This window comes from Fructobacillus sp. EFB-N1 (assembly GCF_001038455.1).
Classification (GTDB): Bacteria; Bacillota; Bacilli; order Lactobacillales; family Lactobacillaceae; genus Fructobacillus; species Fructobacillus cardui.
Genome location: NZ_LDUY01000001.1, coordinates 22797 through 46029 on the forward strand (window position 1 = coordinate 22797; position 23233 = coordinate 46029).

At 45.1% G+C, this 23233-nt stretch carries 21 protein-coding genes and 1 other annotated feature; of the genes, 16 read left to right on the plus strand and 5 right to left on the minus strand.

Annotation, left to right across the window (positions count from 1 at the left end; translation table 11 throughout):
* Positions 1–11 precede the first annotated feature (11 nt).
* From smc to FEFB_RS00145, 8 genes are all read left to right on the plus strand, one after another.
* The gene (gene smc / locus FEFB_RS00110; protein ID WP_047974227.1) at positions 12–3569 is read left to right on the plus strand and encodes a chromosome segregation protein SMC; all 3558 of its coding nucleotides are present in this window, start codon (positions 12–14) and stop codon (positions 3567–3569) included.
* 19 nt (positions 3570–3588) lie between these two features.
* Complete coding sequence (gene ftsY / locus FEFB_RS00115; protein ID WP_047974228.1) at positions 3589–4899, plus strand: signal recognition particle-docking protein FtsY; 1311 nt, start codon at positions 3589–3591, stop codon at positions 4897–4899.
* 3 nt (positions 4900–4902) lie between these two features.
* A complete protein-coding gene (gene ylxM / locus FEFB_RS00120) occupies positions 4903–5244 on the plus strand; it encodes a YlxM family DNA-binding protein (RefSeq protein ID WP_047974229.1) in 342 nt (113 codons plus the stop codon).
* Positions 5245–5283: 39 nt separating this feature from the next.
* Positions 5284–6759 carry a signal recognition particle protein gene (gene ffh / locus FEFB_RS00125; protein WP_047974230.1) on the plus strand — a complete coding sequence of 492 codons (1476 nt, stop codon included), beginning with the start codon at positions 5284–5286 and terminating at the stop codon, positions 6757–6759.
* Between the two features lie 109 nt (positions 6760–6868).
* The gene (locus tag FEFB_RS00130; RefSeq protein ID WP_235271940.1) at positions 6869–7678 is read left to right on the plus strand and encodes an HAD-IIB family hydrolase; all 810 of its coding nucleotides are present in this window, start codon (positions 6869–6871) and stop codon (positions 7676–7678) included.
* A 262-nt stretch (positions 7679–7940) separates the two neighbouring features.
* Complete coding sequence (locus tag FEFB_RS00135) at positions 7941–8702, plus strand: class A sortase (protein WP_053068883.1); 762 nt, start codon at positions 7941–7943, stop codon at positions 8700–8702.
* A gap of 36 nt (positions 8703–8738) precedes the next feature.
* Positions 8739–9362 (plus strand): Holliday junction branch migration protein RuvA, encoded by a 624-nt coding sequence (ruvA, locus tag FEFB_RS00140; protein ID WP_047974232.1) that lies wholly within the window; start codon positions 8739–8741, stop codon positions 9360–9362.
* 107 nt (positions 9363–9469) lie between these two features.
* On the plus strand, positions 9470–10102 hold the full coding sequence (locus FEFB_RS00145) for a deoxynucleoside kinase (RefSeq protein ID WP_047974233.1): 633 nt from the start codon (positions 9470–9472) through the stop codon (positions 10100–10102).
* Between the two features lie 49 nt (positions 10103–10151).
* Here FEFB_RS00145 and mscL read toward each other — a convergent pair whose 3' ends face one another.
* The 3 genes from mscL to rpmF all read right to left on the minus strand — a co-directional run bounded on the left by mscL (position 10152) and on the right by rpmF (position 12668).
* Positions 10152–10607: a large conductance mechanosensitive channel protein MscL gene (gene mscL / locus FEFB_RS00150; protein WP_047974234.1), complete on the minus strand. Its 456-nt coding sequence runs from the start codon at positions 10605–10607 to the stop codon at positions 10152–10154.
* Positions 10608–10647: 40 nt separating this feature from the next.
* Positions 10648–12360, minus strand: coding sequence for an NFACT family protein (locus tag FEFB_RS00155; RefSeq protein WP_047974235.1), 1713 nt, complete (start codon positions 12358–12360; stop codon positions 10648–10650).
* Between the two features lie 134 nt (positions 12361–12494).
* A complete protein-coding gene (rpmF, locus tag FEFB_RS00160) occupies positions 12495–12668 on the minus strand; it encodes a 50S ribosomal protein L32 (protein WP_047974236.1) in 174 nt (57 codons plus the stop codon).
* A 205-nt stretch (positions 12669–12873) separates the two neighbouring features.
* Here rpmF and FEFB_RS00165 point away from each other — a divergent pair, with 205 nt between their 5' ends.
* From FEFB_RS00165 to tuf, 7 genes are all read left to right on the plus strand, one after another.
* A complete protein-coding gene (locus FEFB_RS00165; RefSeq protein ID WP_235271941.1) occupies positions 12874–13542 on the plus strand; it encodes a DUF1361 domain-containing protein in 669 nt (222 codons plus the stop codon).
* A 62-nt stretch (positions 13543–13604) separates the two neighbouring features.
* Positions 13605–13731, plus strand: a sequence feature (ribosomal protein L20 leader region).
* 96 nt (positions 13732–13827) lie between these two features.
* Positions 13828–14280 (plus strand): translation initiation factor IF-3, encoded by a 453-nt coding sequence (gene infC / locus FEFB_RS00170; RefSeq protein ID WP_369795887.1) that lies wholly within the window; start codon positions 13828–13830, stop codon positions 14278–14280.
* A gap of 59 nt (positions 14281–14339) precedes the next feature.
* Positions 14340–14537: a 50S ribosomal protein L35 gene (gene rpmI / locus FEFB_RS00175; RefSeq protein ID WP_047974238.1), complete on the plus strand. Its 198-nt coding sequence runs from the start codon at positions 14340–14342 to the stop codon at positions 14535–14537.
* Between the two features lie 43 nt (positions 14538–14580).
* The gene (gene rplT / locus FEFB_RS00180) at positions 14581–15000 is read left to right on the plus strand and encodes a 50S ribosomal protein L20 (RefSeq protein ID WP_047974239.1); all 420 of its coding nucleotides are present in this window, start codon (positions 14581–14583) and stop codon (positions 14998–15000) included.
* Between the two features lie 273 nt (positions 15001–15273).
* Positions 15274–17175, plus strand: coding sequence for a ribonuclease J (locus FEFB_RS00185; RefSeq protein WP_082131863.1), 1902 nt, complete (start codon positions 15274–15276; stop codon positions 17173–17175).
* Positions 17176–17330: 155 nt separating this feature from the next.
* Positions 17331–18239, plus strand: coding sequence for a hypothetical protein (locus FEFB_RS00190; protein ID WP_047974240.1), 909 nt, complete (start codon positions 17331–17333; stop codon positions 18237–18239).
* Positions 18240–18415: 176 nt separating this feature from the next.
* Positions 18416–19603 (plus strand): elongation factor Tu, encoded by a 1188-nt coding sequence (gene tuf, locus FEFB_RS00195; protein WP_047974241.1) that lies wholly within the window; start codon positions 18416–18418, stop codon positions 19601–19603.
* Positions 19604–19727: 124 nt separating this feature from the next.
* Here tuf and FEFB_RS09070 read toward each other — a convergent pair whose 3' ends face one another.
* Positions 19728–19859: a hypothetical protein gene (locus tag FEFB_RS09070; RefSeq protein ID WP_255360177.1), complete on the minus strand. Its 132-nt coding sequence runs from the start codon at positions 19857–19859 to the stop codon at positions 19728–19730.
* 64 nt (positions 19860–19923) lie between these two features.
* Positions 19924–20448 (minus strand): hypothetical protein, encoded by a 525-nt coding sequence (locus FEFB_RS08150; protein WP_053068884.1) that lies wholly within the window; start codon positions 20446–20448, stop codon positions 19924–19926.
* A 317-nt stretch (positions 20449–20765) separates the two neighbouring features.
* Here FEFB_RS08150 and leuS point away from each other — a divergent pair, with 317 nt between their 5' ends.
* Entirely contained in the window at positions 20766–23198 is a 2433-nt protein-coding gene (gene leuS, locus FEFB_RS00205) for a leucine--tRNA ligase (protein ID WP_047974242.1), read from the plus strand.
* The last annotated feature ends 35 nt before the right edge of the window (positions 23199–23233 follow it).

The following is a 23233-nucleotide window of genomic DNA, read 5'->3' on the forward strand; positions in this document are numbered from 1 at the left end:
ACAAAACGCCCATGAAATTAAAGACACTGGAAATTATTGGCTTTAAGTCTTTTGCCAATAAAACCGTGATTGACTTCCAGCGGGGAATGACTGGGATTGTTGGTCCAAATGGTTCTGGAAAATCAAATATTATTGAAGCCATCCGCTGGGTGATGGGGGAACAGTCGGCTAAAGATTTGCGAGGCAATAAAATGGCCGACGTTATTTTTGGTGGCACAAAAAACCGGAAGCCCTTAAACCGGGCGGAAGTTTCGATTACCTTTGACAATGCTGACCATTATATTGCTTCTGATTTTACCGAAATTCGGATTACGAGACGTCTGTATCGGACGGGGGAATCTTCGTACCAACTAAACGGAACGGAGTGCCGGCTCAAGGATATCCATGAACTCTTTATGGATACTGGTCTTGGTCGGGATGGTTTTTCAATCATTTCCCAGGGGCAGGTCGAAAAGATTTTTTCGGCGAAGCCAGAAGAACGACGGGGCATCATTGAAGAAGTTGCCGGTGTCTACAAGTACAAGCAAAACAAGGACAGGGCCGAAAAGGACTTGGCCGCCACGGAAGATAACTTGGACCGTGTCGACGATATTATTGCCGAAGTGGAAGGCCGATTGACTCCCTTGGCTGACCAGGCTTTAAAGGCCAAGGACTATTTAGCTAAACGCGAAGGCTTTGAAAAATTAGACCAGGTACGATTGACCCGGTCGATTTTGTCGTTGCAGGGACAAGTTGCTGATCAAAGCCAGGAGGCCGGCAAAACCAAGGAGGCTGTTGAAAAGCAGCAAGCCCAGGTAAGTTCAATTCAGGACAACCTTGGTCAAACTCGTGGTCAATTAGAGGCAATCCAACACGACCGTGACACCTTACAGGCAGAGATTGTTGCCAAGGCCCAGGAAAAAGAACGGCTGATTGGCAATCAGAAGCTAGCTTCCCAGGAGCAGGCCACTTTGGTCCGTGATTTAGCTCATTTAGCTGAACAACAAAAAGACGACCAGAATCAAGTCGAAGAAACCCAGGCTGATTTAACACAGGTGCAGGGTCAATTGACGGCTTTAGTCGACCAAGAACGGTCATTAAAACAAACAATCAAGCAAATCGACCAGGACCACGGGGCGACGAAGGTCGACGCGGTTCAAAACGAATTGGCCGAAAATCGCAATGCCTATGTGGCCACGATGCAGGAAATTGCTTCCTTACATAATAAGCTGACTTATCAAGAAAAGGCCCTAGCCCAAACTGAAGCGCAATTAGCCTTGAAAAAGACGGCGATGACGAAGGCGCAGGCCGACTTGGATGCTGCAGAAAGCGCTTTGGCAGCCTATCAAAAAGAACATCCGGACCAAACGACTGGCGAAAATCCTTTCGAGGCCCAGGTGGCGCAAGCAGAGGATGCCTTAGCAGATGCCAAGGTGACGTCTCAGGACCAACAAAGAAGTTGGCAAGAGGCGGCCTATGCCCTAGACCAGCAGCGGTCACGTTATCAGGCGGAAGCTTCTCTAGATGATTATGCTGGCTTTTATCAGGGCGTTAAGAACCTGATGGTACCGGCTGTGCGACGAAACTTTCCAGGTATTAAGGGCGTCGTTGCCGAATTGTTAACGGTGCCAAAATCCTATACTAAGGCAATTGAAACCGTTTTGGGTGGGGCCTTACAGCAAATTGTAGTGGACTCAACTCAAACAGCTAAGTCAATTGTTGCTTACCTGACTAAGAACAAAAAGGGTCGGGTAACCCTTTTGCCAATTGATACGATTCGGCCTCGTCAGGCACGCGATGTTGCTGCCGCTAGCCGTGAAAATGGCTATATTGGTTTAGCTGCCGACTTAGTTTCCGTTCCAGCTGGGATGGAAAATATTCTGTCTTCGCTATTGGGAACAACGCTGGTTGTTGAGAATTTGGATGCAGCAACTCGAGTCGCTCGGGCTTGTCAAAATCGTTTGCGGGTCGTTTCATTAGACGGTCAGTTGGTCAATGCCGGTGGTTCGATTACTGGTGGTGCCAACTTCCGTCAGGGTCCATCTGTTCTGTCACGGCAGGCTGATTTGAAGGAAAAAGAAGCAGCGCTGGTTAAGCAACAGGCACTGGTTGACGACCTAGCTGAAAAGCGCAATCAAAGCCAAAATCAGGTCAACACCTGGCAGGAAAAATTGGCGGACTTGATGCAAAAAAGTCGCGATTTTGTTGCCCAGGGCCAGCAGATTGATTATGAATTAGCCGGCTTAAAAGATACCGTCGACCGCCATCAAACCAGTGTTCAAACGCTATCCTTGGACCTAGTAGATTTGCAGGTTGCCAGAGAGGACGCTGAGCAGGAACAGACGGCGGCCCAAGCGGCATTGACTGAAAACGAGGATAAGAAGGGGCAAATCGAGGGACAAACTGCTTATTTGACCGCCGAGTTGGATCAGTTAACTAAGGACCAACAGGCTTATCAGGACCAAAAAGCCGAATTCCAAGCAGAACTTGCCAAGGTTTCGGCCCAGCGTGCTGCTCAGGAAGAAAATCAGAATCGTTTGACCGAAGCCTTGACAAAGGTGCAAGAGCATTTGTTGTCATTGCAGGAGCAGGCGGGGCAGATGCAAGAAAGCCTCGACCAGGCGAAGAGCGCTGAAGAACTGAGCCAGACTGTGACGGATTTGTCGACCGCCTTAACAGAGGCTCAGGAAAAGGCTGATTTGTTAGCTGAGCAGTGGACTAAGTTATCAACGACGATTAAGGAAGAGGAAGAAAAACTCGCCTTGGCCCAAGAAGAGTTGAATAACGAGGTTGTTGATCAATCAGCCGCTAACCATCGTTTGCAAAGTAGCCAAGAACGCTTGGCCAAGCAAATTGCAACGTTGCGGCAGACTTATGGCTTGACTGTAGAATCAGAGGACGATGTAGTTGCTTCTGATTTGTCTGACCAAGAAATTGACCAAACTTTGGCCGAAACAAAGAAGGCCATCGATGCGTTGGGGCCCGTGAACATCGCGGCGATCCAGGAGTACGATGAAATTAAAGACCGCCACGACTTCTTGACGAACCAAGCAGAAGACCTGAAAGCGGCCAAGCAGACCTTGCAGGATACCATCGATGAGATGGACCAAGAGGTTCAGATTCGCTTTAAGGAAACCTTTGTTGCCATTGCGGCTAATTTCTCAGATGTCTTTACAAAGATGTTTGCGGGTGGCCAGGCTCAAATCGAGCTGACCGACCCGGAGCACTTGTTAACGACTGGAATTGACATTAAGGCGCAGCCGCCTGGCAAGAAATTCCAGCAAATGTCGTTGTTATCCGGTGGCGAAAAGGCTTTGACCGCCATTTCGTTGCTGTTCGCGATTTTGCAGGTTCGCCCGGTACCATTTGCCGTTTTGGATGAAGCCGAAGCAGCCTTGGATGAGGCGAATGTCGACCGCTTTGCGGCCTATTTGAAAAACTTTGCCGGCGATACCCAATTCATCACCATCACGCACCGAAAAGGAACGATGGTTGCCGCTAAAATTCTGTATGGTGTTACAATGCAAGAAGCAGGGGTGTCAAAGATGGTTGCGGTTAACCTGGAAGAGGCGAACCAACAACTCGCTTAATCACATAGGAGAGTAGACTATGGGACTTTTTGATATTTTTAAGAAAAAAAAGGTTGATCAGGAAAATCAGTCAGCCGAAGTTGAACAGCAGACAACGCCTGAGTCAGCACTAAGTGAATCAGAGAAACAGGTAACTGATGCTGACCAAAATCAGCCGGCTGAGAAGAGTGCAAACGTGGCAGCAACGGACCAACAAAACCAGCCTGTTGCGAAAGATGCAGCTGACACCCGTGTATCGGCAACCGCTGATCATGACGAAGCCAAGCACGAACCAGCTGAAGTGGTTGCAGAAAATAGCAAGGACGAGCATGACGGCGACCAATCTGTTGCTACTGACCACAATCAGAACCAGGGTCAAAAGCAAGACCAGAACGAAGACCAACACCAAGATAAGCAATCCAACCAGGACGTCTATGACCGTGGCTTGAAGCAGTCACGGAACGGCTTTGCTGAACGGTTTAACCGCTTTTTGGCTAACTTCCGTTCGGTTGATGAAAACTTCTTTGAAGAATTAGAGGATACCTTAATTGGGGCTGATTTAGGCTTCGATTTGGCCATCCAAATTTCTAACCAAGTTCGTGAGGCTGTTAAGGTTCAAAACATCAAAGATAAGGACCAAATCCGTTCTTTAATTATTGAACAAATGGTGTCACAGTATGAGGCTCAAGGTCAAAACGAAGACCAAACGATGCATTTTGCGCCAGCCGGTCAACCAACTGTGATTCTCTTTGTTGGGGTGAACGGTGTCGGTAAGACAACGACCGTTGGAAAATTAGCTTCAACCCATAAGAAGGAGGGCAAAAAGGTTCTTCTGGCGGCAGCGGATACCTTTCGTGCCGGTGCTGTGAAGCAACTCCAGGAATGGGGTAACCGGGCTAATGTGCCAGTTGTGGCTGGTCCCGAAAAGGCTGACCCAGCATCTGTTGTTTATACGGCGGTTGAACGTGCCAAAGAAGAACACTATGACGTCTTGTTCGTTGATACGGCCGGTCGTTTACAAAACAACGTTAACCTGATGCAGGAGCTATCAAAGATTAATCGGGTGGTGAAGAAGGTCTTGCCAGATGCACCACAAGAAGTTCTGCTGGTTTTGGATGCGACGACTGGGCAAAATGCTTTGCAGCAAGCGAAGTTGTTCCAGGACTCTTCTGATGTGACTGGCATCGTCCTAACCAAGATGGACGGGACTGCCAAGGGTGGCATAGTCTTTGCCATCCGTGACAGCCTTCATTTGCCAGTCAAATGGATTGGCTTTGGTGAAAAGGCCACTGATTTACGCGTCTTTTCGGCTGAAGACTTTGTTTATGGCATGTTTAAGGACTTGGTCTAAGCGATGGATTTAGACAAAAAAAATCAGGTGAACGCACTATTACCGTTTTACGGACCGTTGCTGACGGTTAAGCAACAAAACTATTTGCGGGCTTACTTTGAGGATGATTATTCCATCATTGAAATTGCCGAGGCCGAAGTTGTTAGCCGGCAAGCCGTTTCGGATAACTTGAAGCGTGGCGTTGACTCTTTGGAACATTACGAGGCTGTTTTGGGCCTCTACAAAGATTCAGTCCACCGTCAAGTGCAGGAACAGGATTTGTTGGACTATGTTGCCGAGCACTACCAAAACGATCAACACCTAAAGCAAATTTTAGACCAACTGGTCAACCAAGAAATTAATTAAGGGGGAAGCCGGTGCCCAAAGTGGCCTGGCCAAGCAATCATGGCTTTTGAAAACTTGACGCAGCGTCTCTCCAAGACGTTGAAAAACCTAACTGGTCAGGGCAAGATTAGAGAAGAAGACCTGCAGGCCTCTCTTCGTGAAATCCGCTTAGCCTTACTGGAGGCGGATGTTTCTTACTCAACAGTGAAGAAGTTCATCGACCAAATTCGCCAAAAGGCGAAGGGTCAAGAAATTCTGGAAGGTTTGAACGGAGCCCAACAGGTCATCAAGATTGTTAATGATGAATTAACGGCCTTGATGGGAGACGAAGCAGTTCCGCTCAACAAATCAGAAAAGATTCCGACAATCATTATGATGGCCGGTTTGCAAGGGGCTGGTAAGACAACCACCATTGCCAAATTAGCTTATAAGTTAAAGCGCGAAAATAATGCTCGTCCACTTTTGATTGCGGCCGATGTTTATCGTCCAGCCGCCATTGATCAGTTGGAAATCTTGGGAAGAGATTTGGATGTTCCGGTCTTTTCACAGGGGACAGACGTTGACCCACGTGAAATCGTGAAGGCTGGTTTGGCTCAGGCCAAGGAAAATAAGAACGATTATGTCTTGATCGATACGGCGGGTCGTTTGCAAATCGATGCCGAATTGATGGCTGAATTGAAGGACATCGAAACGATTGCTCAGCCGGATGAAGTTCTCTTGACGGTCGATGCGATGACCGGACAGAACGCTACGGAAACAGCGCAAGGCTTTGCCAACGAGTTGAACTTGACTGGTGTCGTTTTGACTAAGTTAGATGGTGACACCCGTGGTGGAGCCGCCTTATCAATCCGTGACGTCACGGGGAAGCCAATCAAGTTCGTTGGTCAAGGTGAAAAGCCGACTGATTTGGACGTTTTCTATCCAGATCGAATGGCTTCAAGAATCTTGGGCATGGGCGATATGCTGACCTTTATCGAAAAGGCTCAGCAAGAAGTTGACGAAAAGAAGCAGGCAGAGCAGCTTGAAAAGATGCGCCTGAACACTTTTGATTTCAACGACTTTATCGACCAACTGCACCAGGTCCAAAACATGGGACCAATGGAAGATTTGTTGAAGATGATTCCTGGAATGGCCGGTAATCCCGCTTTAGCGAACCTGCAAATTGATGACAAGCAGTTTGCCCATATGGAAGCGATTATCTCATCGATGACGAAGGCTGAACGAGAGGATCCCGATTTGTTGAACCCATCTCGCCGCCGTCGTTTGGCAGCCGGTGCTGGGCGACCAATTGTGGAAGTTAACAAGATGATTAAGCAATTCGATCAGATGCGCAAGATGATGAACCAAGCCTCAAACGGAAACTTCTCCGGTATGGAATCCATGATGGGACAAACCGGGATGGACATGTCTCAAATGATGGGTGGCATGGGCGGTGGTATGCCAAGTGGCAACTTTGGCCAAAAGGTTCAAAATTTTGCTATGAAGCAAGCAGCCCGGAAGATGAAGAAGTTAAAGAAGAAGCGTGGCAAAAAATAATTATTGCCTGTTGTTAGTGAAACGATAGCAGGTGACCGGCGGCAGTCATTGCCTATGGTAGAAAAGGGGCGACATATCCCAGTTTTTGAACGTAGCTACAGATAGGAAAATGATGACGATTAAACTAATTGCAACTGATTTAGACGCCACCTTTTTACGAGCGGACAAAAGTTTTGACCGCCAGGCTTACCAGGTAATGGTCGATTTAGCCAAGAAACAGAATGTAACCTTTGTGGTTGCGACTGGTAATCATCTAGATAAGGTGGCCAAATACTTTGCCGGGGCCAACCAAGACTTTACGTTGATTGCTAACAACGGTGCTGAAGTCGTTGAACAGGGTGAAATCATGAAGACTTACCCAATTGAGACGGCCGCTTTTCAGCCGATTGTGGAAACTGTGTTAGCTAATCGCGACAGAGTCTCAATGGGCCTAGTTTTCACTGGGGTCACTCAAGCATTTATGCTGAAAGAGATGGCCGCATTGGGGTATGGTGATCGCAAGGCGCAACAATATTTCAAGGATTTGAGAATTGTTGACAGTTTAAGCGAGATTAACGAACCGATTTTGAAGATGACGGTCGATCTACCAGACTTTGAGCGTCCCTTCATGGAAGCGGTCAATAACCGTCAACTACCAATCCACGTCACAACTTCGGGTTATGGTGCCGTTGACTTGGTCAACCCAGCTGTTAACAAGGGTGTCGCCTTAAAGGATTTAGGTGATCAGCTAGGTATCCTGCCAGAGGAGATGGCTGCCTTTGGTGACGGCCTGAATGATTTGGAGATGCTGCAATTGGTTGGTCATCCCTTCGTGATGCCGAATGCCGATCCTGAACTTTTTACCTATGGGTTTGAGGAAGCAGTTGCTGATTCCAACAATGACGGGGTCTTGAAGACGATTTTGGCTGACCTCCTGTAAGCAGAGAAAAAATCAGTTATCGAGTCTAGCTGAGCTATTGGTGTAAAACCTGTTACCATGTATTGATAAACATTTAAAAGCAATCGAATGATTGCTTTTTTAGTGCTAAAAACCATGTTTGTTAGGTCAAACGGGGGCGACTAGACCAATCTGTTTTTATGCTATAATAGTAGCATTAAGTCAAACATTTTAATGCTGATTTATCCTACAGAAAAAATTAGCATCATGAGACAATGAAAAACTGTCAGGAGGAGAAAGCCAAATGACTGACCGTATGAGGAAGTGGGTTCGACGCCTGCTTTGGTTAATAATTATTGGTATTATCGCTTTTTTGAGTTACAGCTGGGCTGAATCACAGCCTGCATTAAGTCCAGTAAAAACGGTTCCAAAGCAATTGTTTGGTCAAACAAAGATTTATAGCCAAAATGATCGACAACAGATTGCCAGCAAAATTAGTGCTCAAGATCAAAGTGCTAAAGGATTAACAAAGCAAGGCTTTGTGGCTATTCCAAAATTGTCAATCTTACTACCGATTTACGATAATGCCTATTCAGTCGTTGCCTTGAATGTTGGGGCTAATACGGCGCAAAAAGGTACGCCTGTACCAACAATGGGACAGGGAAACTATACGCTGGCTGCTCATAATTGGGATAATGGTTATACGGCTTTTTCCGCTCTGCAACAGAAGCTTAATCAGAATGCACCGTATTACGAAAATGGTCAAGCGGGGAGCTCAAGCTGGTTAAATGGTCAATCAATCTATCTGGCTAATGGTGATGGGGTCTTTACTTATCAGATTACCGGTCAGGTTGGTGTTGATGAAAACGATGGATCCGTTTTGAATCCGGATGACCGTGATGACGATAAGGCAAAAATTACGATTATTACCTGTCTCTTTCCTGATACTACGAAGCGCATCATCACGAATGCCAAGTTCATGAAGTTTGAATCTTGGGCGGATGCTAGCAATGACGAAGTTGGCTATTTCGATACGAAAAAGCAAAAAATTAACTTAGTTCCGTAATCTGCTTTACGGTAAAATAGATATCCAGGAGTTATTATGTATGAATACTTGCGGGGTGTGATTACCCAGGTCTGGCCAGGCTATATCGTCTTAGAAAGTAAGGATGGGATTGGCTACAAGATTTTTCCGGCCAATCCCTATCACTACACCGTTGACCAGGAAGCCCAAGTTTTCGTGGAACAAATTGTTCGCGAAACGGAGTTAACCCTTTATGGTTTTGCTTCGATGACTGAAAAGGGACTGTTCAACAAGTTATTAAATGTTTCAGGCATTGGGCCCAAATCAGCCTTGGCTATCCTGGCTGGTGCAGACCCAGCTTCCTTGGTGGCGGCCATTGATCAGGATGAAGTTGGTTATTTGACTCAGTTTCCAGGAGTGGGAAAGAAGACAGCTCAGCAGATTATTCTGGATTTGAAGGGGAAGATGGCGGACTTTGCGAACTTAGCTCAAGGACAAGAGCTTAGCTTAGGTTTAGACTTGTCTGATTCTAATCGCTTGGTTGCCGGCGATAGCCAGAACCTGGCCGATGCCATGGCGGCTTTGGAAGCCTTGGGTTATGCGCCAAAGGATATTAAAAAGGTGAAGAAGGCCTTGGCCGGTGAAAAGGGAAAGACAGAGGAGCTGATTTCAAAAGCTCTGGCCCTGCTAGTTTCAGCATAACGAACTGGTTAAATGCGGTGTAAGCAACCGTTTGTCACAAGAGCGCAAGCTGAGGGATTCTTTCCAGTGAAAAAGGAAGGCCTTGGCCACAAAACAGAGGAGCATGTATGGTGATTATTACAGCAGGAATGATTGGTGTTGGGAAAACAACGTTGACTGGGTTGATTGCAGACCATTTTGAAACGCAGGCCTTTTTTGAACCGGTGGGGGATAATCCGGTTTTGCCACTGTACTACAAGGATCCAAAGCAATATGGCTTCTTGCTCCAAATTTTCTTCTTGAACCGTCGTTTTGAGATGATTAAAAAGGCCTTGGCTGACGATAACAATGTTTTGGATCGGTCAATTTATGAAGATGAACTCTTTACAGAGGAAAACCATAAGGATGGTAATATTTCCGATATGGAAATGGATGTCTATCATAACTTGTTGACGCGGATGATGGACGAATTGCACGCCTTGCCAAAAAAGGCGCCTGATTTGATGGTCTATGCCGATGCTGATTTTGATACGATTTTGGCCCGCATTAAGAAGCGTGGTCGGGATTATGAACAGTTTGATGGCAATGATGAGTTAAAGGCTTATTACCGCAAGATGTGGGAAGCCTACCAGGGATGGTTCGATTCATATGACCAATCACCAAAGATTAAAGTGGATTTGCAAAAGTACGATTTGGAAGATCCAAATAATCAAGCAATTATCCTGGATCAAATTGATGATGCCTTAAAGGCGATTCGTTAATTGGCCATATAAAAAGCCTGTCTTTAAAAGACAGGCTTTTTATATGACTTTATTTATCACTGGCAGACTGGGATTGTGAGTCAGTTGCATCTGCTGTTGTTGTAGTTTGAGTGCTGGTTGTTTTCTGTTGGTCAGCCAAAATCTTTTTGATGTCTTGTAGCACGAGCAATTCATCACTCGGAGCCGGTGCGGCTTTTTGCTTTGGCTTAATAATGTACGTACTAATGATTTTAATCAGAAGAAAGACAACAAAAGCTGTAATCAAGAAATTGATGACATCATTCAAGAAGGCACCATATCTGAATGTCAGGTGCTTGTAAGGGACCCACTTCAAACTGTCTAAGTCGTTACCGCCACCGGTGAAAAAGCCAACCAAGGGGTTAATCAGGTTTGTTGTCAATGATTTAACTAAACCAGAGAAAGCACCACCAATGATAACCCCAATTGCTAGGTCAATCATGTTGCCACGATTGATGAAATCCTTAAATTCTTTGACGAAATGCATATTACTTACTCCTCACATGATTCAGAATAAGTCTATTCTATCACGAATGTTTCAACTTTTGTACTAAAAGTGGGTCGGGTGTGACGTAAGTGGTCGATTGTCCTTCAAAAATAACGTAACCAGGCTTGGCACCATTTGGCTTCCGCAGTTTTCCTGCTGGTAAGTAATCAACGGGCACATTGGCCGAATCGCGGGCTTTCGAGAAGTAGGCAGCTAATTTGGCCGCTTCTTCGATGGTTTCCTGTGAGGGATTGTCGGAATGGACAATGACGTGGGAACCAGGTAATTTTTGGACGTGCATCCAGATGTTCTGGCGGTTAGCTTTTTTTAGGGATAATTTGTCGTTTTGGAGATTGTTTTTGCCAATTTCAATCAACGTGCCATCACTAGCCGTAAATTGGTCGGGAGCAGACAGAACATGTTTTGGCTTTTTTGTTTGCTTCCCCTTGGTCTTGATTTTGACTTTTTCGCGGAGGTAGCCCTGTTCAATCAATTCGACCTTGATGTCAGCAACGTCCTTGGGCGAAGCCACTGCCAATTGGTTAGCGATTTGATTAAAGTAGTCAATTTCCGTATCGGTGGTTTTCAGCTGTTCTAAGACGTAGTCCTTGGCTGACCGGAGTTTACGGTACTTACGGAAGTAGCGATTGGCATTTTGTAAACCGTCAAAGCGTGGGTCGAGGTCGATAGTCAACAACTGGTTATTGTCATAGTAATTTTCGATTTCAACCGAATGCATGCCCTTATGAACAAGGTGTGGATAGGTAATGAGTAGGTCGCCCTTGACCTTATAGGTCTCGGCATTTTGCGAGTCCGTGAGGGTTTGTTGGAGCTTTTTTTCTTTGGTTTGATTTTTCTTCAATTCATTTTTAACAAGACGAACCAAGGTTCCAGCCTGTTGATTAACACGGTCAGCTTCGGCCTGGCCCTGGAAGTAGGCATCCAATAAATCACCGAGTGTGTCATAAGGCTGGCCTGCTTGTTCAGAATCCCAATTAAAAGCGGCAAAGGTAAACTTTTTGTCTATTTGATAAAGGGTCGGCTGTGGCGAGTCGAAATGAGCCAACCAGTCCTTAGCTGTCTGCATGGCATCTGCCCCAGTTTCCAAATGCTTTGCCAAATTCTTGGCTGAAAGGCTGGCAAATCCCTGGTAGGTCTGCTGAATGGCTTTTGGCCAATCAGCCTTATCCATGTCCAATAAAATTTTAGCCAAAGCCGTCAAATCGTGGCCAAATGGATTGGTCATATTTTGAGCAGGGGGCAACGTATAGACTGCACCGGGGATCAATGACCGAACACGGTTTTGATCGGCAGGGACGTGTTTGATGAGTTCTAAGATGCGCTGATCTTTTTCTCGGACTAAGAAGAGGTTTGAATGCCGTCCCATCATCTCAAGCGTTAAAATCAGTGTTTGATCATCACCTAGTTCATCGTGGGTACTAATCGAAAAGTGAAGGATTCGGTCATTTTCAACTTGTGAAACCGAGCTTAAACGAGCGCCTTCCAGGTTACGACGCAAGAACATCGCAAAATTAGGCGGCGTGGCGGGATTCTGGTAGGGAATTCGAGTCACTTGGGCTCTGGCATAGGCTGGGTTAGCCGAAAGCAGGACCGGATAGTTCTGACTATTATTGCGAACGACCATCACGATTTCGTTCGGGTAGGGTTGGTGAATTTTCGTAATACGACCACCAGCGAGTTGTTCATTTAATTCTTTGGCCAACGAATGGACAAAGAGGCCATCAAGGGGCATTGTCTTTCCTCCTTCAAAGGGGTATCAATTCTATTATAACGGAAATCAGCATTGAAAAAGTGATGCAAGCGGGTGATTGGGTGCTGATTTGGTCACAAAAAAACCTCACTACACAGAGTGAGGTTTTTTAAAACTTACTTATTTTCGGTCACTTGCTTACCGTTGTACATCCCTGATGGAGAGACGCGATGAGCAACGCGGTATTCACCAGTAGTCTTGTCCAAAACAATGTTTGGCACATTCAAACCGATGTGTCCGCGGCGGTTACGCTTGTGAGACTTAGAATTCTTGTTTGATGGGGTAGCCATGCTGGCACCTCCTTTCGGTTCAATTTATCAACCTGTTAAGTTTATCGAATTTATGAGGGAATGTCAACCGGTGGAATCTTTTTCCTTGTAAAATCTTTGAAATAAACGGCTAAAAAGGCTTAACGAACGGGCTTAGTTCTGTTAAAATAGATGATATTAAATTATCTCTTCTCTTTGAGTTAAAAGGGGGAGCTAAACGAATGTAATGGGGTACAAAAACGCGATGACGAAACGAAATGTAATGAATATGCTAGTTGTCCACCTGGTCGTTTTGGTCTTTATTTTGTTCGTCTTAGTGACACCGACCCATTTTGACTTTTTAATGTGGAACGTCTTTTTGGCTTTGTTGCCATTGGACTTTGCCTTGTTGGTGCTGATTTTTAAATCGAAGCTGCTACAAGCATTTTTTTCCCTCCTCTGGTTGCTGTTTTTCCCAAATACCATGTACATGATTACGGATTTTATCCATCTGCAATATATTAGTGACTCTTTGGACGTTCGTTATCAGTACTTTAATTATTCTGTTCTGTCGGCAGGCATTTTTATTGGTGTTTATCTAGGTATTCTTTCATTGGAGTTACTGATTCAAAAGTTCTTTATTAAAAGAGGCGGGATAACTGTCCTGGTGCTTTTGGCCATTGTCTCGCTGGTTTCGTCAATTGGTATTTATTTGGGCCGGTTCTTGCGGTTAAACTCTTGGGATGTCTTCACAAACTTTAAGTTTGTGTTGGCTAATACGCAGGATGCTGTCTCGGCACACATGGTCGCCTTTGTCCTGCTATTTGCTGGTGCTCAATTTGCTATTTTAGTTGTTTATCACTTTGGTGGTCGGTTATTGGCTAATTTGGCAGTAGAGGATAGCCAACGCAATTGATCTTTAAATAAAAATCAGAAAAGTCTTGACTTCAAGACGAAAAGTGCGTATAGTATTGGGTGTTGAACAAGTAGGAGCACCCGCTTCTCGCCTCGTGACGATTGCTGTTGCTAGGCAGATACACGTTGTACTTTTTGTACAGTCAGGTAAAGTGGGTGAACTTCGGTTTGCCCATTTTTTCTTCGTTGTTCACAACAAAATTTTTGGAGGTACCTAGCCATAGCACGTCAACCACGACAAGTTGATTTAGTCAACGATAATATCCGAGCAAGTCGGGTTCTATTAATTCATGACGGTAAGCAAGAAGAAATGTCAACGCGTGATGCGCAAAACATCGCCGATGACTTGGGACAAGATTTGGTGCTTGTACAGGCCAACGCTGTACCACCTGTTGCCAAAATCATGGATTGGGGAAAGGCCAAGTTCGAGGCACAAAAGCGTCAAAAGGAACAACGCAAAAACCAAAAGGTTGTCCAGGTGAAGGAAGTCCGGATGTCACCAGTCATTGATTCTGGTGATTTCGAAACGCGGAAGAAGGCTGCCATCAAGTTCCTTGAAAAGGGAAACAAGGTAAAGTTGAACTTGCGTTTCCGTGGCCGGATGATCACTCACCAAGATATTGGACGCGAAGTCTTAGAACGAATGGCCAACGAATTGGACGATATTGCCAAGGTTGAACAACGTGCTAAGATGGACGGTCGCCAAATGTTTTTGGTCTTAGCTCCTAAGAAGGGTTAAGCACGATTCATTTTGACCGGTCGCTAGATACTTGAAAAACGATAGGAGAATATGGACTCATGCCCAAGATGAAGACTCACCGCGCTTCAGCAAAGCGTTTCAAGAAGACAGCTAAGGGTGGCTTTAAGTCAGCCTCAGCTTACACATCACACCGTTTCCACGGTAAGACAAAGAAGCAACGTCGTCAATTACGTGGTACTCGGATGATGAACAAGACAACCATCAAGAAGTACGCTAAGTTGTTGTCTACCCTCTAATTTAAAGGGTCGTTTAATTAATACTATTTAGGAGGAATTACCCATGCGAGTTAAGGGTGGTACAGTTTCACGCGCACGTCGCAAAAAGTTTATCAAGTTGGCTAAGGGTTACCGTGGCCAACGTCGCATCAATTATAAGGTTGCTAAGCAACAAGTTTACAAGTCATACTTGTACGCTTACCGCGATCGTAAGAACCGCAAGCGCGACTTCCGTAAGTTGTGGATTGCTCGGATCAACGCAGCAGCCCGGATGAATGGTTTGTCATACTCAAAGTTGATGCACGGTTTGAACATGGCTGGTATCGAATTGAACCGTAAGATGTTGGCTGATTTGGCCGTATCTGACTTCGATACTTTTGCTAAGTTGGCTGACCAAGCAAAGCAAGCCTTGGAACAAGGTTCTGTCTTGGTTCAGGAACGTACAGCAGCAACAACCGAAACAACTGTTAAGGTTGAACGTTAATTTTAATTAACATCTAAAAAATCAGACTTAGAATAATCTAAGTCTGATTTTTATTTGAAGGCCAAGCCACTCAGGGCTTTGGCTTTTTCTTTTTGATGTGCATTTTCTAATTTTTTGCCAATTTTTGAGCTGAATCGAGTGCCTTTTGCCCAAGCTAGTGGATTTTATGTTAAACTAAATATAATTGAAATCGAGACAAGAAGGGGCTAATAATCCAATATGCCTTTTCAAGATGATTCGCTTTAAAAAGTAGTAACGACAAAAGGATAGAACATGACAGATTTAAGAATAATTCCCTTTGGGGGAGTGCGTGAAAACGGCAAAAACATGTATGCCGTTTCGGTCAACGATGAAATTTTCATCTTAGATGCCGGACTCAAGTACCCCGAAACGGAACAACTCGGGATTGACGTTGTCATCCCTGATTTTGAGTACCTCGTTAATAACCAAGAAAAAATTGCTGGAATCTTTTTAACACACGGCCATGCAGATTCTATTGGTGCTTTGCCATACTTGTTGCAACAGCTTCAAGTGCCAATTTTTGGTTCTGAATTGACCATTGCCTTGGCCAAATTAGCCATCCAAGGCGAAGCCGACTTAAAGGCTTTTGATGATTTTCACCTGGTTAATGAAAATACTGAAATTGATTTTGGGGCCGTTAAGGTGTCATTCTTCAATACCACACATACAATTCCTGAAGCTTTAGGGGTTGTTTTGGGAACGGATGAGGGTCAGATTGTTTATACTGGTCACTTTAAGTTTGACCAAACGGCGGAAGCTTCTTACCAAACAAATTACGCTCGTTTGGCTGAAATTGGTGCCAAGCCAGTTTTGGCATTGCTAGCTGATGCGGCTGGAACCGAAGACATCGGTAAGCCGATGGTCAGCGAGAAGAAGATTCACCAGTATGTTGAAGACAGCTTTGTAGCCGCCAAGGGCAAGCGGATTATTGTGGCTGTTGTCGCTTCTAATATTCAGCGTGTTCAGCAGGTGATTGATGCGACGGCAAAGACCCACCGACGCCTGATTTTCTCTGGGCAAGATGTGGAACAAATCGTTCATGCCGCTTTGAATTTGGGTAAGTTGAACTTGCCAATGCCAAAGGAAGAACTGTTTGCTGATTTGAAAGACTTAGAGACGTTGCCGGCTGGTCAAATTGTTGTTTTGGAAACCGGCAAGATGGGGGAACCCGTTAAGAATTTGCACAAGATGGCGAAGGGTGAAAATCCCAATATCAGCTTGGGCGATTCTGATTTGGTCTTTATTGCAACAACACCGTCCTTTGCTGTTGAATCTTATGTGGCACAAACACGAAACTTGCTCTTCCAACAAGGTGCTGATGTCAAGCAGATTTCAACTGATTTACGGTCATCTGGCCACGGATCAGCTGAAGACGTGCAGATGATGATTAATTTCATGAAGCCGGAATTCTTCTTCCCTGTTTCTGGTGAATTTCGTGTGATGGTAACGGCAAAGGCTGCTGCCGAGGAAGTTAATATTCCAGTTAAAAAGATTATTATGGCTAAACGTGGCGACCAGTACGTTTATGATGGCCAAACCTTTGAAAAGAAGGGTGGCTTTACGATTGGCGAAACCATGATTGATGGTGATTCTTTGAATGATATCGGCAATGTGGTCCTTCGCGACCGCCGAATTTTGTCTGAAGATGGTGTCTTTGTGACGGTGGTGACGATTGATCGCAAAAAGCGCAAGGTCGTGTCAAAGCCAAAGATGACGTCTCGTGGTTTTGTCTATGTGAAGGCGAACCGTGACTTGATGAAGGAAGCTGGCAAGCTGACGATTGATGCAATTGAAGACTATTTGAAAAATGCCAAGGCCTTTGACTGGAACGAGTTGAAGAATGGCGTTCGCGAATCATTGTCTCGTTTCTTGTTTAATGAGACTCGTCGCCGGCCAATGGTAATGCCTGTGGTAATGGAAGTTAACCAAAACCGCCGACCACACCACACCAAGGGTCAGGAAACGGCCGGTCAAAAGGGCAAGAAGGCAAACGGAAATAAAGACCAAAAGAAGGGTCAAAAGAATCCGGGCCAAAATAACAACCAAAAGAAGCAAAATAGTCAAGCAAAGCAAAATAAGCCTAAGAGCCAGGGCAACAAGGCTAAAGGTCAAAAGAATCAAAACCAAGCCAAGCAACAAGCAGCAAACCAATAATTAAAACTGAAAGTGGCTCAACGGGTTCGATTCCTGTCATCGGCATTTTTAGTCACTTGCAGTTATAAATCATTTTGAGAAAAGACCCGTCAGGGCCTTTTTTCTTTGTTAGAATAGAGGCGCAAGTTGCCTTATTAGAGTAAAAGGAGTTTCACTTGGAAAAGACATTGATTGAAATCAAAGATCAGGCTGAGGCCGAGTTTAACCAGGAACATTACCACCAGGCAGCTGATTTATTTGTGACAGTTTACCAAGAAGAGCAAAGTTTGGCTGTTAATCGCCAATTGGTGCTGGCTTTAAAAGAGGACCAGCAATACCAACTGGCAAAAGATTACGCCACTGATTTTTTGTCGGATTATGCCCAACATGAAAATCTGTTCTTACTGTATTTTGACCTGCTTTTGCAAATACAAAACTTCGTGTCCGCCCAACAATGGACCTTGCAGAGTCCAAACCAAGCTCTGATAGAAGATTTGTTAGCACAGATTCGGGGCAGCGAAAGGAAGGCCGAAGACCAACAAGGACAGACGCTCAAGACGATTGCTCAGCATTTTTACCATCTGAGCGATGAATCAATGGTTGCCCAGCAGGAACGCTACCAACAAGCCTTTCACTTGCCCGTAGCTACTTTTGTGACGGGGGCGAAATTCTTACTGGTTGATCCCTTTGCAAGTCCATTGATGCGCAGCACGCTTTTGAGTGACTTGCAGGAGCTCGGGGAAACCGGGGGAGTCACCTATCAGTGGCTTGACCAACAGCGCTACCAAATCGATTTGCAGGCCATCTTGCCACTGTTCTCAAATCAGTCCTTTCAAAAACTGGTTGCAGCTTTAGATGACCAGGTTGGCCAAGAAGACCCAATTGCCTACCAGGCTTTGTTTGATCAGCTACGCTTAGAGGCCATGTTATTGTTCCCACGGCTAGAAGAAAGTATCTTGGATGCCACGGCCTGGGTGGATGCTGATTTGTCAGCCTTTTATCAGGAACAAGCACCGGAAGAAGAGGCCAAACAAAAGCAGGCACACGACTTGGTTTTGCAGGCATTGAGTGAACTGGCAGGGTAGTAAACCCCTTAGGAAATGGGTGTTTACAAAGATTCGAGAACTTAGTATAATAAGTGTCGGCTTAAGTGCCAGAAAAACGCAGTTTAATGGTTGCCTTTATGGCCCAGGCGTTGTAAAATATAAACATACGATTTTCTCGGGACAAAAACTGAGAGATAAAATTGGAGGAAACTACATTGGCTAAGGAAACTTACGTTCGCAATAAGCCCCACGTTAACATCGGTACGATCGGACACGTCGATCACGGAAAGACTACTTTGACTGCTGCTATCTCAAAGGTATTGGCAGAAAAAGATGGTGGAACTGCTACTGATTTCGCTGAAATCGATAACGCTCCTGAAGAAAAGGAACGTGGTATCACGATCAACACGTCTCACATCGAATATGAGACTGATACTCGTCACTACGCCCACATTGATGCCCCTGGTCACGCGGATTACGTTAAGAACATGATCACTGGTGCTGCACAAATGGATGGTGCCATCTTAGTTGTTGCCGCAACTGATGGTCCTATGCCACAAACTCGTGAGCACATCTTGTTAGCTCGCCAGGTTGGTGTTGAACATTTGGTTGTCTTCTTGAACAAGACTGACTTGGTTGACGATGAAGAATTGATCGACTTGGTTGAAATGGAAGTTCGTGAATTGCTTTCAGAATATGATTTCCCAGGCGATGACATTCCTGTTATCAAGGGTTCAGCTTTGAAGGCTTTGGAAGGTGATGAAGAACAAGCTAAGGTCATCTTGGAATTGATGGACGCTGTTGATTCATACATCCCAACTCCAGCACGTGAAGATGACAAGCCATTCTTGATGCCTGTCGAAGACGTATTTACGATTACTGGTCGTGGTACTGTTGCTTCTGGTCGTGTTGACCGTGGTGTTTTGACAACTGGTACTGAAGTTGAAATCGTTGGTTTGAAGGATGAAATCCAAAAGACTACGGTTACTGGAATCGAAATGTTCCGTAAGACTTTGGAAGAAGCTCAAGCTGGTGACAACATTGGTGCCTTGCTCCGTGGTGTTGACCGTGACCAGATCGAACGTGGTCAAGTTTTGGCTGCTCCTGGTTCAATCAAGACTCACAAGAAGTTCATGGCCGAAGTTTATGTTTTGACTAAGGACGAAGGTGGTCGTCATACACCATTCTTCACTAACTACCGTCCACAATTCTACTTCCACACCACTGATGTTACTGGTGTTGTTGAATTGCCAGCCGGTGTTGAAATGGTTATGCCTGGTGACCAAGTAACGTTCGACGTTGAATTGATCGCACCAGTTGCCATTGAAAAGGGATTGAAGTTTACTGTTCGTGAAGGTGGCCACACTGTTGGTGCCGGAACTGTTACTGAAATCGAAGAATAATTTATTATCTCTTCAAAAAAGTCCACTTTAGTGGGCTTTTTCTTTTTGCTTAAAATTGCTAGATTTAAACTAAAAACCCGCAACTGTCAGTAATTACTGAACAGCCAGCGGGCTTTTGTAAGTTTTATTTGTCTTTTTTAATACCCAAAGCCTTATCGCGAGCTTCCTTATCTTGCTTCGTATCAAGAATGGGTAGGTCGATGAGGTCTTCTAAGGGTGTATTAATGTGCTCTTCTTGGTTGACAATTCGTCCCATGAATTTTGCCTCCGTTTTTGTTGATTGGCGCTATTATACCATTTTACGAATTGATATGCTGGGACTAATCGTCTTTGCGTTCAATCAAATAGGTTAAGTCAGAATGAGTTTGGTAGCTAGCCTTATCCGTATCGTTTGTAATGGAGACGTCGAAGTTGACTGCCTGTTGGTTACGGGTTAAGTTGACAATCAAGAGACCGTCATCTTTAAGGTGGTCCCAAAGAAGGGTGATTTGTTCGTTAAGCGTTTCTCGGTTAGGAAGGGAAGTGCCAGTGTCAGAGCCATAGTCAAGAATGGCGAGGTCAAGCTTTGAAACTTTACCAATTTGTGCTTGCAGCTTGTCTTGTGTCAAAACACCGTTAATCACGTCAACGCGGTCTTGTAAACCTGCCATAAAAAGAGAAGAAGCGATTTGATTCGCATTTTCTTTCTCTTCGCTAAAGGTCAAAACTTGGCCTTGTGAGCCCACACGGCTCGATAGAAAGCGTGTGTTTAAGCCGATACCAGCAGCACCATCCACAACGAGGTTACCAGGTTCGACCGTTTCTTCAAGTGTACTTTGAATAAAATGTCGATTTGAAATTTGCATCGCGAGCTCCTTTTTCTTTTCTAATCTATAGTATACGAATTTTTACTGATTTATGCTATAATAAAGGTAGTTTTCAACAATAGTAGTGATTGCGGAGCATCAGAAAGTAAGCGGGGCTGGAAGCTTACCAACCAAAATCATGAACTCGGTTGAAACCCCTACCGGTGAAGTGGAGTAGTCGGTACGTCTTGCTGCGTTAAGGCAACTTCGAGGTTCAAGAAATTGAACAAAACGTAGGTGGTACCGCGATGACAATCGCCCTATGTTAGGCCCAAGTGGCTTAACATGGGGCGTTTTTTAGTAGATGGAGGAATAAAATGGGATACGATCACAAAGCAATTGAGAAGAAGTGGCAAAATTTTTGGGATGAGGATCAAACCTTTGTAGCACCAGATAAATCAGATAAGGAAAAGTTTTATGCTTTAGACATGTTTCCGTATCCATCTGGTCAAGGATTACATGTTGGTCACCCAGAAGGGTATACGGCCACGGATATCGTATCGCGTTTTAAGCGTGCTCGTGGCTTTAATGTTTTGCATCCAATGGGTTGGGATGCTTTTGGTTTGCCAGCCGAACAGTATGCTTTGAAGACGGGTCACAACCCCGCAACCTTTACAGACGAAAATATTCAAACCTTTAAGAACCAAGTGAAGTCATTAGGCTTCTCTTATGACTGGAACCGTGAAATTAAGACAACTGACCCTAGCTATTACAAGTGGACGCAATGGATCTTTGAAAAGCTCTATGAAATGGGCTTGGCTTATGAAGATGAAATCATGGTCAACTGGGCTCCTGATTTTCCAGGTGGTGGCTTGGTTGTTGCTAACGAAGAAGTGATTAATGGCAAGACGGAGCGTGGGGGCTACCCTGTTTACCGCAAGCCGATGAAGCAATGGGTTCTGCGGATTACGGCCTATGCGGACCGCTTGATTGATGACTTGGATGATTTGGATTGGCCTGAAGCGATTAAGGAGCAACAGCGTCATTGGATTGGCCGCTCAATCGGTGCTTCCATTCGCTTTGCGGTTGATGGACATGATGGTAAGCAGATTGAAGTCTTCTCAACTCGTCCAGATACGTTGTTTGGTGCTTCTTACCTGGTTTTGTCACCAGAACACGATTTGGTTGATCAAATCACCACTGCTGATCAAAAGGCAGCTGTAGCGACTTATCAAGAAGAAATTGCCACTAAGTCTGACTTGGAGCGAACTGATTTGAATAAAGATAAGTCAGGGGTCTTCACTGGGGCTTATGCAAAGAATCCAGTTAACGGTGAATTGTTGCCAATCTGGATTGCCGACTATGTCTTGGCTTCTTATGGAACCGGAGCCGTGATGGGTGTGCCAGCCCACGATCAGCGTGATTACGACTTTGCTAAGAAATTTGACTTGCGCATTACGCCAGTTATCGAAGGTGGCGACATTGACAAGGAAGCTTATAGTGGCGAGGGCGTTCACATTAACTCAGGCTTCGTAGATGGCTTGGGCAAGCAAGAGGCCATCGACAAGATGATTGCTTGGTTGGAAGAAAATTGTGCCGGTGAAAAGAAGGTCAACTACCGCTTGCGTGATTGGATTTTCTCTCGCCAGCGTTACTGGGGTGAACCAATCCCTGTTATTCACTGGGAAGATGGCACACAGACATTGGTCCCAGAGGATGAGTTGCCACTACGTTTGCCAGAAATGACAGAAGAGCAATTGAAGCCTTCTGGTACTGGTGAATCACCATTGGCCAATGCCAAGGACTGGCTGGAAGTCACTCGTGAAGATGGCATGAAGGGTCGTCGCGAAACCAACACCATGCCACAATGGGCTGGATCATCATGGTATTTCTTACGCTATATCGATGCAAAGAATGGCGAGGCTTTGGCCGACCCTGAAAAATTAGCTTACTGGAAGAACGTCGACTTGTACGTCGGTGGAGCAGAACACGCGGTTTTGCATCTCTTGTATGCCCGTTTCTGGAACAAGGTCTTGTATGATCTTGGCGTGGTGAAGGACAAGGAACCATTCCAAAAGTTGGTTAACCAAGGAATGATTTTGGGTGCTAACCATGAAAAGATGTCAAAGTCGAAGGGCAACGTGGTAAACCCAGATGATATCGTGAACGAATATGGGGCTGACACGCTTCGAATTTATGAAATGTTTATGGGCCCATTGACTCAGAACAAGCCATGGTCTGAAGAAGGGGTGACAGGATCTCGTCGTTGGTTAGACCGTGTTTGGCGCTTGCTCATCAATGAAGATGGTTCCATAACGGACAAGTTGACGGATAAGGCCGATGACACGCTCAAGAAGGAATACAACTTGACGGTCAAGAAGGTCACGGAAGACTTGGAAAACATGCATTTCAACACTGCCATCTCAACGTTGATGGTCTTTGTCAATGATGCTTACAAGGAAGACAAGCTTCCAGCCGCTTACATGGAAGGCTTTGTGCAAATGTTAGCACCGTTTGCACCACACTTGGCCGAAGAATTGTGGCAAAAGTTGACGGGTTCAAAGGAATCCATCACTTATGTTGCCTGGCCAACTTATGATGAAGAAGCCTTGGTCGATGATACAAAGGAAATCATCTTCCAGGTGAACGGCAAGGTCCGTTCAAAGCAGGTCTTACCAGCTGATGCCAGTCAGGACGACTTGATTGCAGCAGCAAAGGCTGATGAAAAGGTTCAAAAGAACTTGGATGGCTTGGAAATCAAAAAAATTATTGCCATTCCAGGTAAGTTCGTTAATATTGTTGCGAAGTAAGAGCGAACGTGTTATCTTGGTGTTTAGCTGATTTA

Excerpts from the sequence above, each read along its gene's own strand:
- smc (WP_047974227.1), top strand. The coding sequence starts at position 12 with ATGAAATTAAAGACACTGGAAATTATTGGCTTTAAGTCTTTTGCCAAT.
- ftsY (WP_047974228.1), top strand. The coding sequence starts at position 3,589 with ATGGGACTTTTTGATATTTTTAAGAAAAAAAAGGTTGATCAGGAAAAT.
- ylxM (WP_047974229.1), top strand. The coding sequence starts at position 4,903 with ATGGATTTAGACAAAAAAAATCAGGTGAACGCACTATTACCGTTTTAC.
- ffh (WP_047974230.1), top strand. The coding sequence starts at position 5,284 with ATGGCTTTTGAAAACTTGACGCAGCGTCTCTCCAAGACGTTGAAAAAC.
- FEFB_RS00130 (WP_235271940.1), top strand. The coding sequence starts at position 6,869 with ATGATGACGATTAAACTAATTGCAACTGATTTAGACGCCACCTTTTTA.
- FEFB_RS00135 (WP_053068883.1), top strand. The coding sequence starts at position 7,941 with ATGACTGACCGTATGAGGAAGTGGGTTCGACGCCTGCTTTGGTTAATA.
- ruvA (WP_047974232.1), top strand. The coding sequence starts at position 8,739 with ATGTATGAATACTTGCGGGGTGTGATTACCCAGGTCTGGCCAGGCTAT.
- FEFB_RS00145 (WP_047974233.1), top strand. The coding sequence starts at position 9,470 with ATGGTGATTATTACAGCAGGAATGATTGGTGTTGGGAAAACAACGTTG.
- mscL (WP_047974234.1), bottom strand. The coding sequence starts at position 10,607 with ATGCATTTCGTCAAAGAATTTAAGGATTTCATCAATCGTGGCAACATG.
- FEFB_RS00155 (WP_047974235.1), bottom strand. The coding sequence starts at position 12,360 with ATGCCCCTTGATGGCCTCTTTGTCCATTCGTTGGCCAAAGAATTAAAT.
- rpmF (WP_047974236.1), bottom strand. The coding sequence starts at position 12,668 with ATGGCTACCCCATCAAACAAGAATTCTAAGTCTCACAAGCGTAACCGC.
- FEFB_RS00165 (WP_235271941.1), top strand. The coding sequence starts at position 12,874 with ATGGGGTACAAAAACGCGATGACGAAACGAAATGTAATGAATATGCTA.
- rpmI (WP_047974238.1), top strand. The coding sequence starts at position 14,340 with ATGCCCAAGATGAAGACTCACCGCGCTTCAGCAAAGCGTTTCAAGAAG.
- rplT (WP_047974239.1), top strand. The coding sequence starts at position 14,581 with ATGCGAGTTAAGGGTGGTACAGTTTCACGCGCACGTCGCAAAAAGTTT.
- FEFB_RS00185 (WP_082131863.1), top strand. The coding sequence starts at position 15,274 with ATGACAGATTTAAGAATAATTCCCTTTGGGGGAGTGCGTGAAAACGGC.
- FEFB_RS09070 (WP_255360177.1), bottom strand. The coding sequence starts at position 19,859 with ATGGGACGAATTGTCAACCAAGAAGAGCACATTAATACACCCTTAGAA.
- FEFB_RS08150 (WP_053068884.1), bottom strand. The coding sequence starts at position 20,448 with ATGCAAATTTCAAATCGACATTTTATTCAAAGTACACTTGAAGAAACG.
- leuS (WP_047974242.1), top strand. The coding sequence starts at position 20,766 with ATGGGATACGATCACAAAGCAATTGAGAAGAAGTGGCAAAATTTTTGG.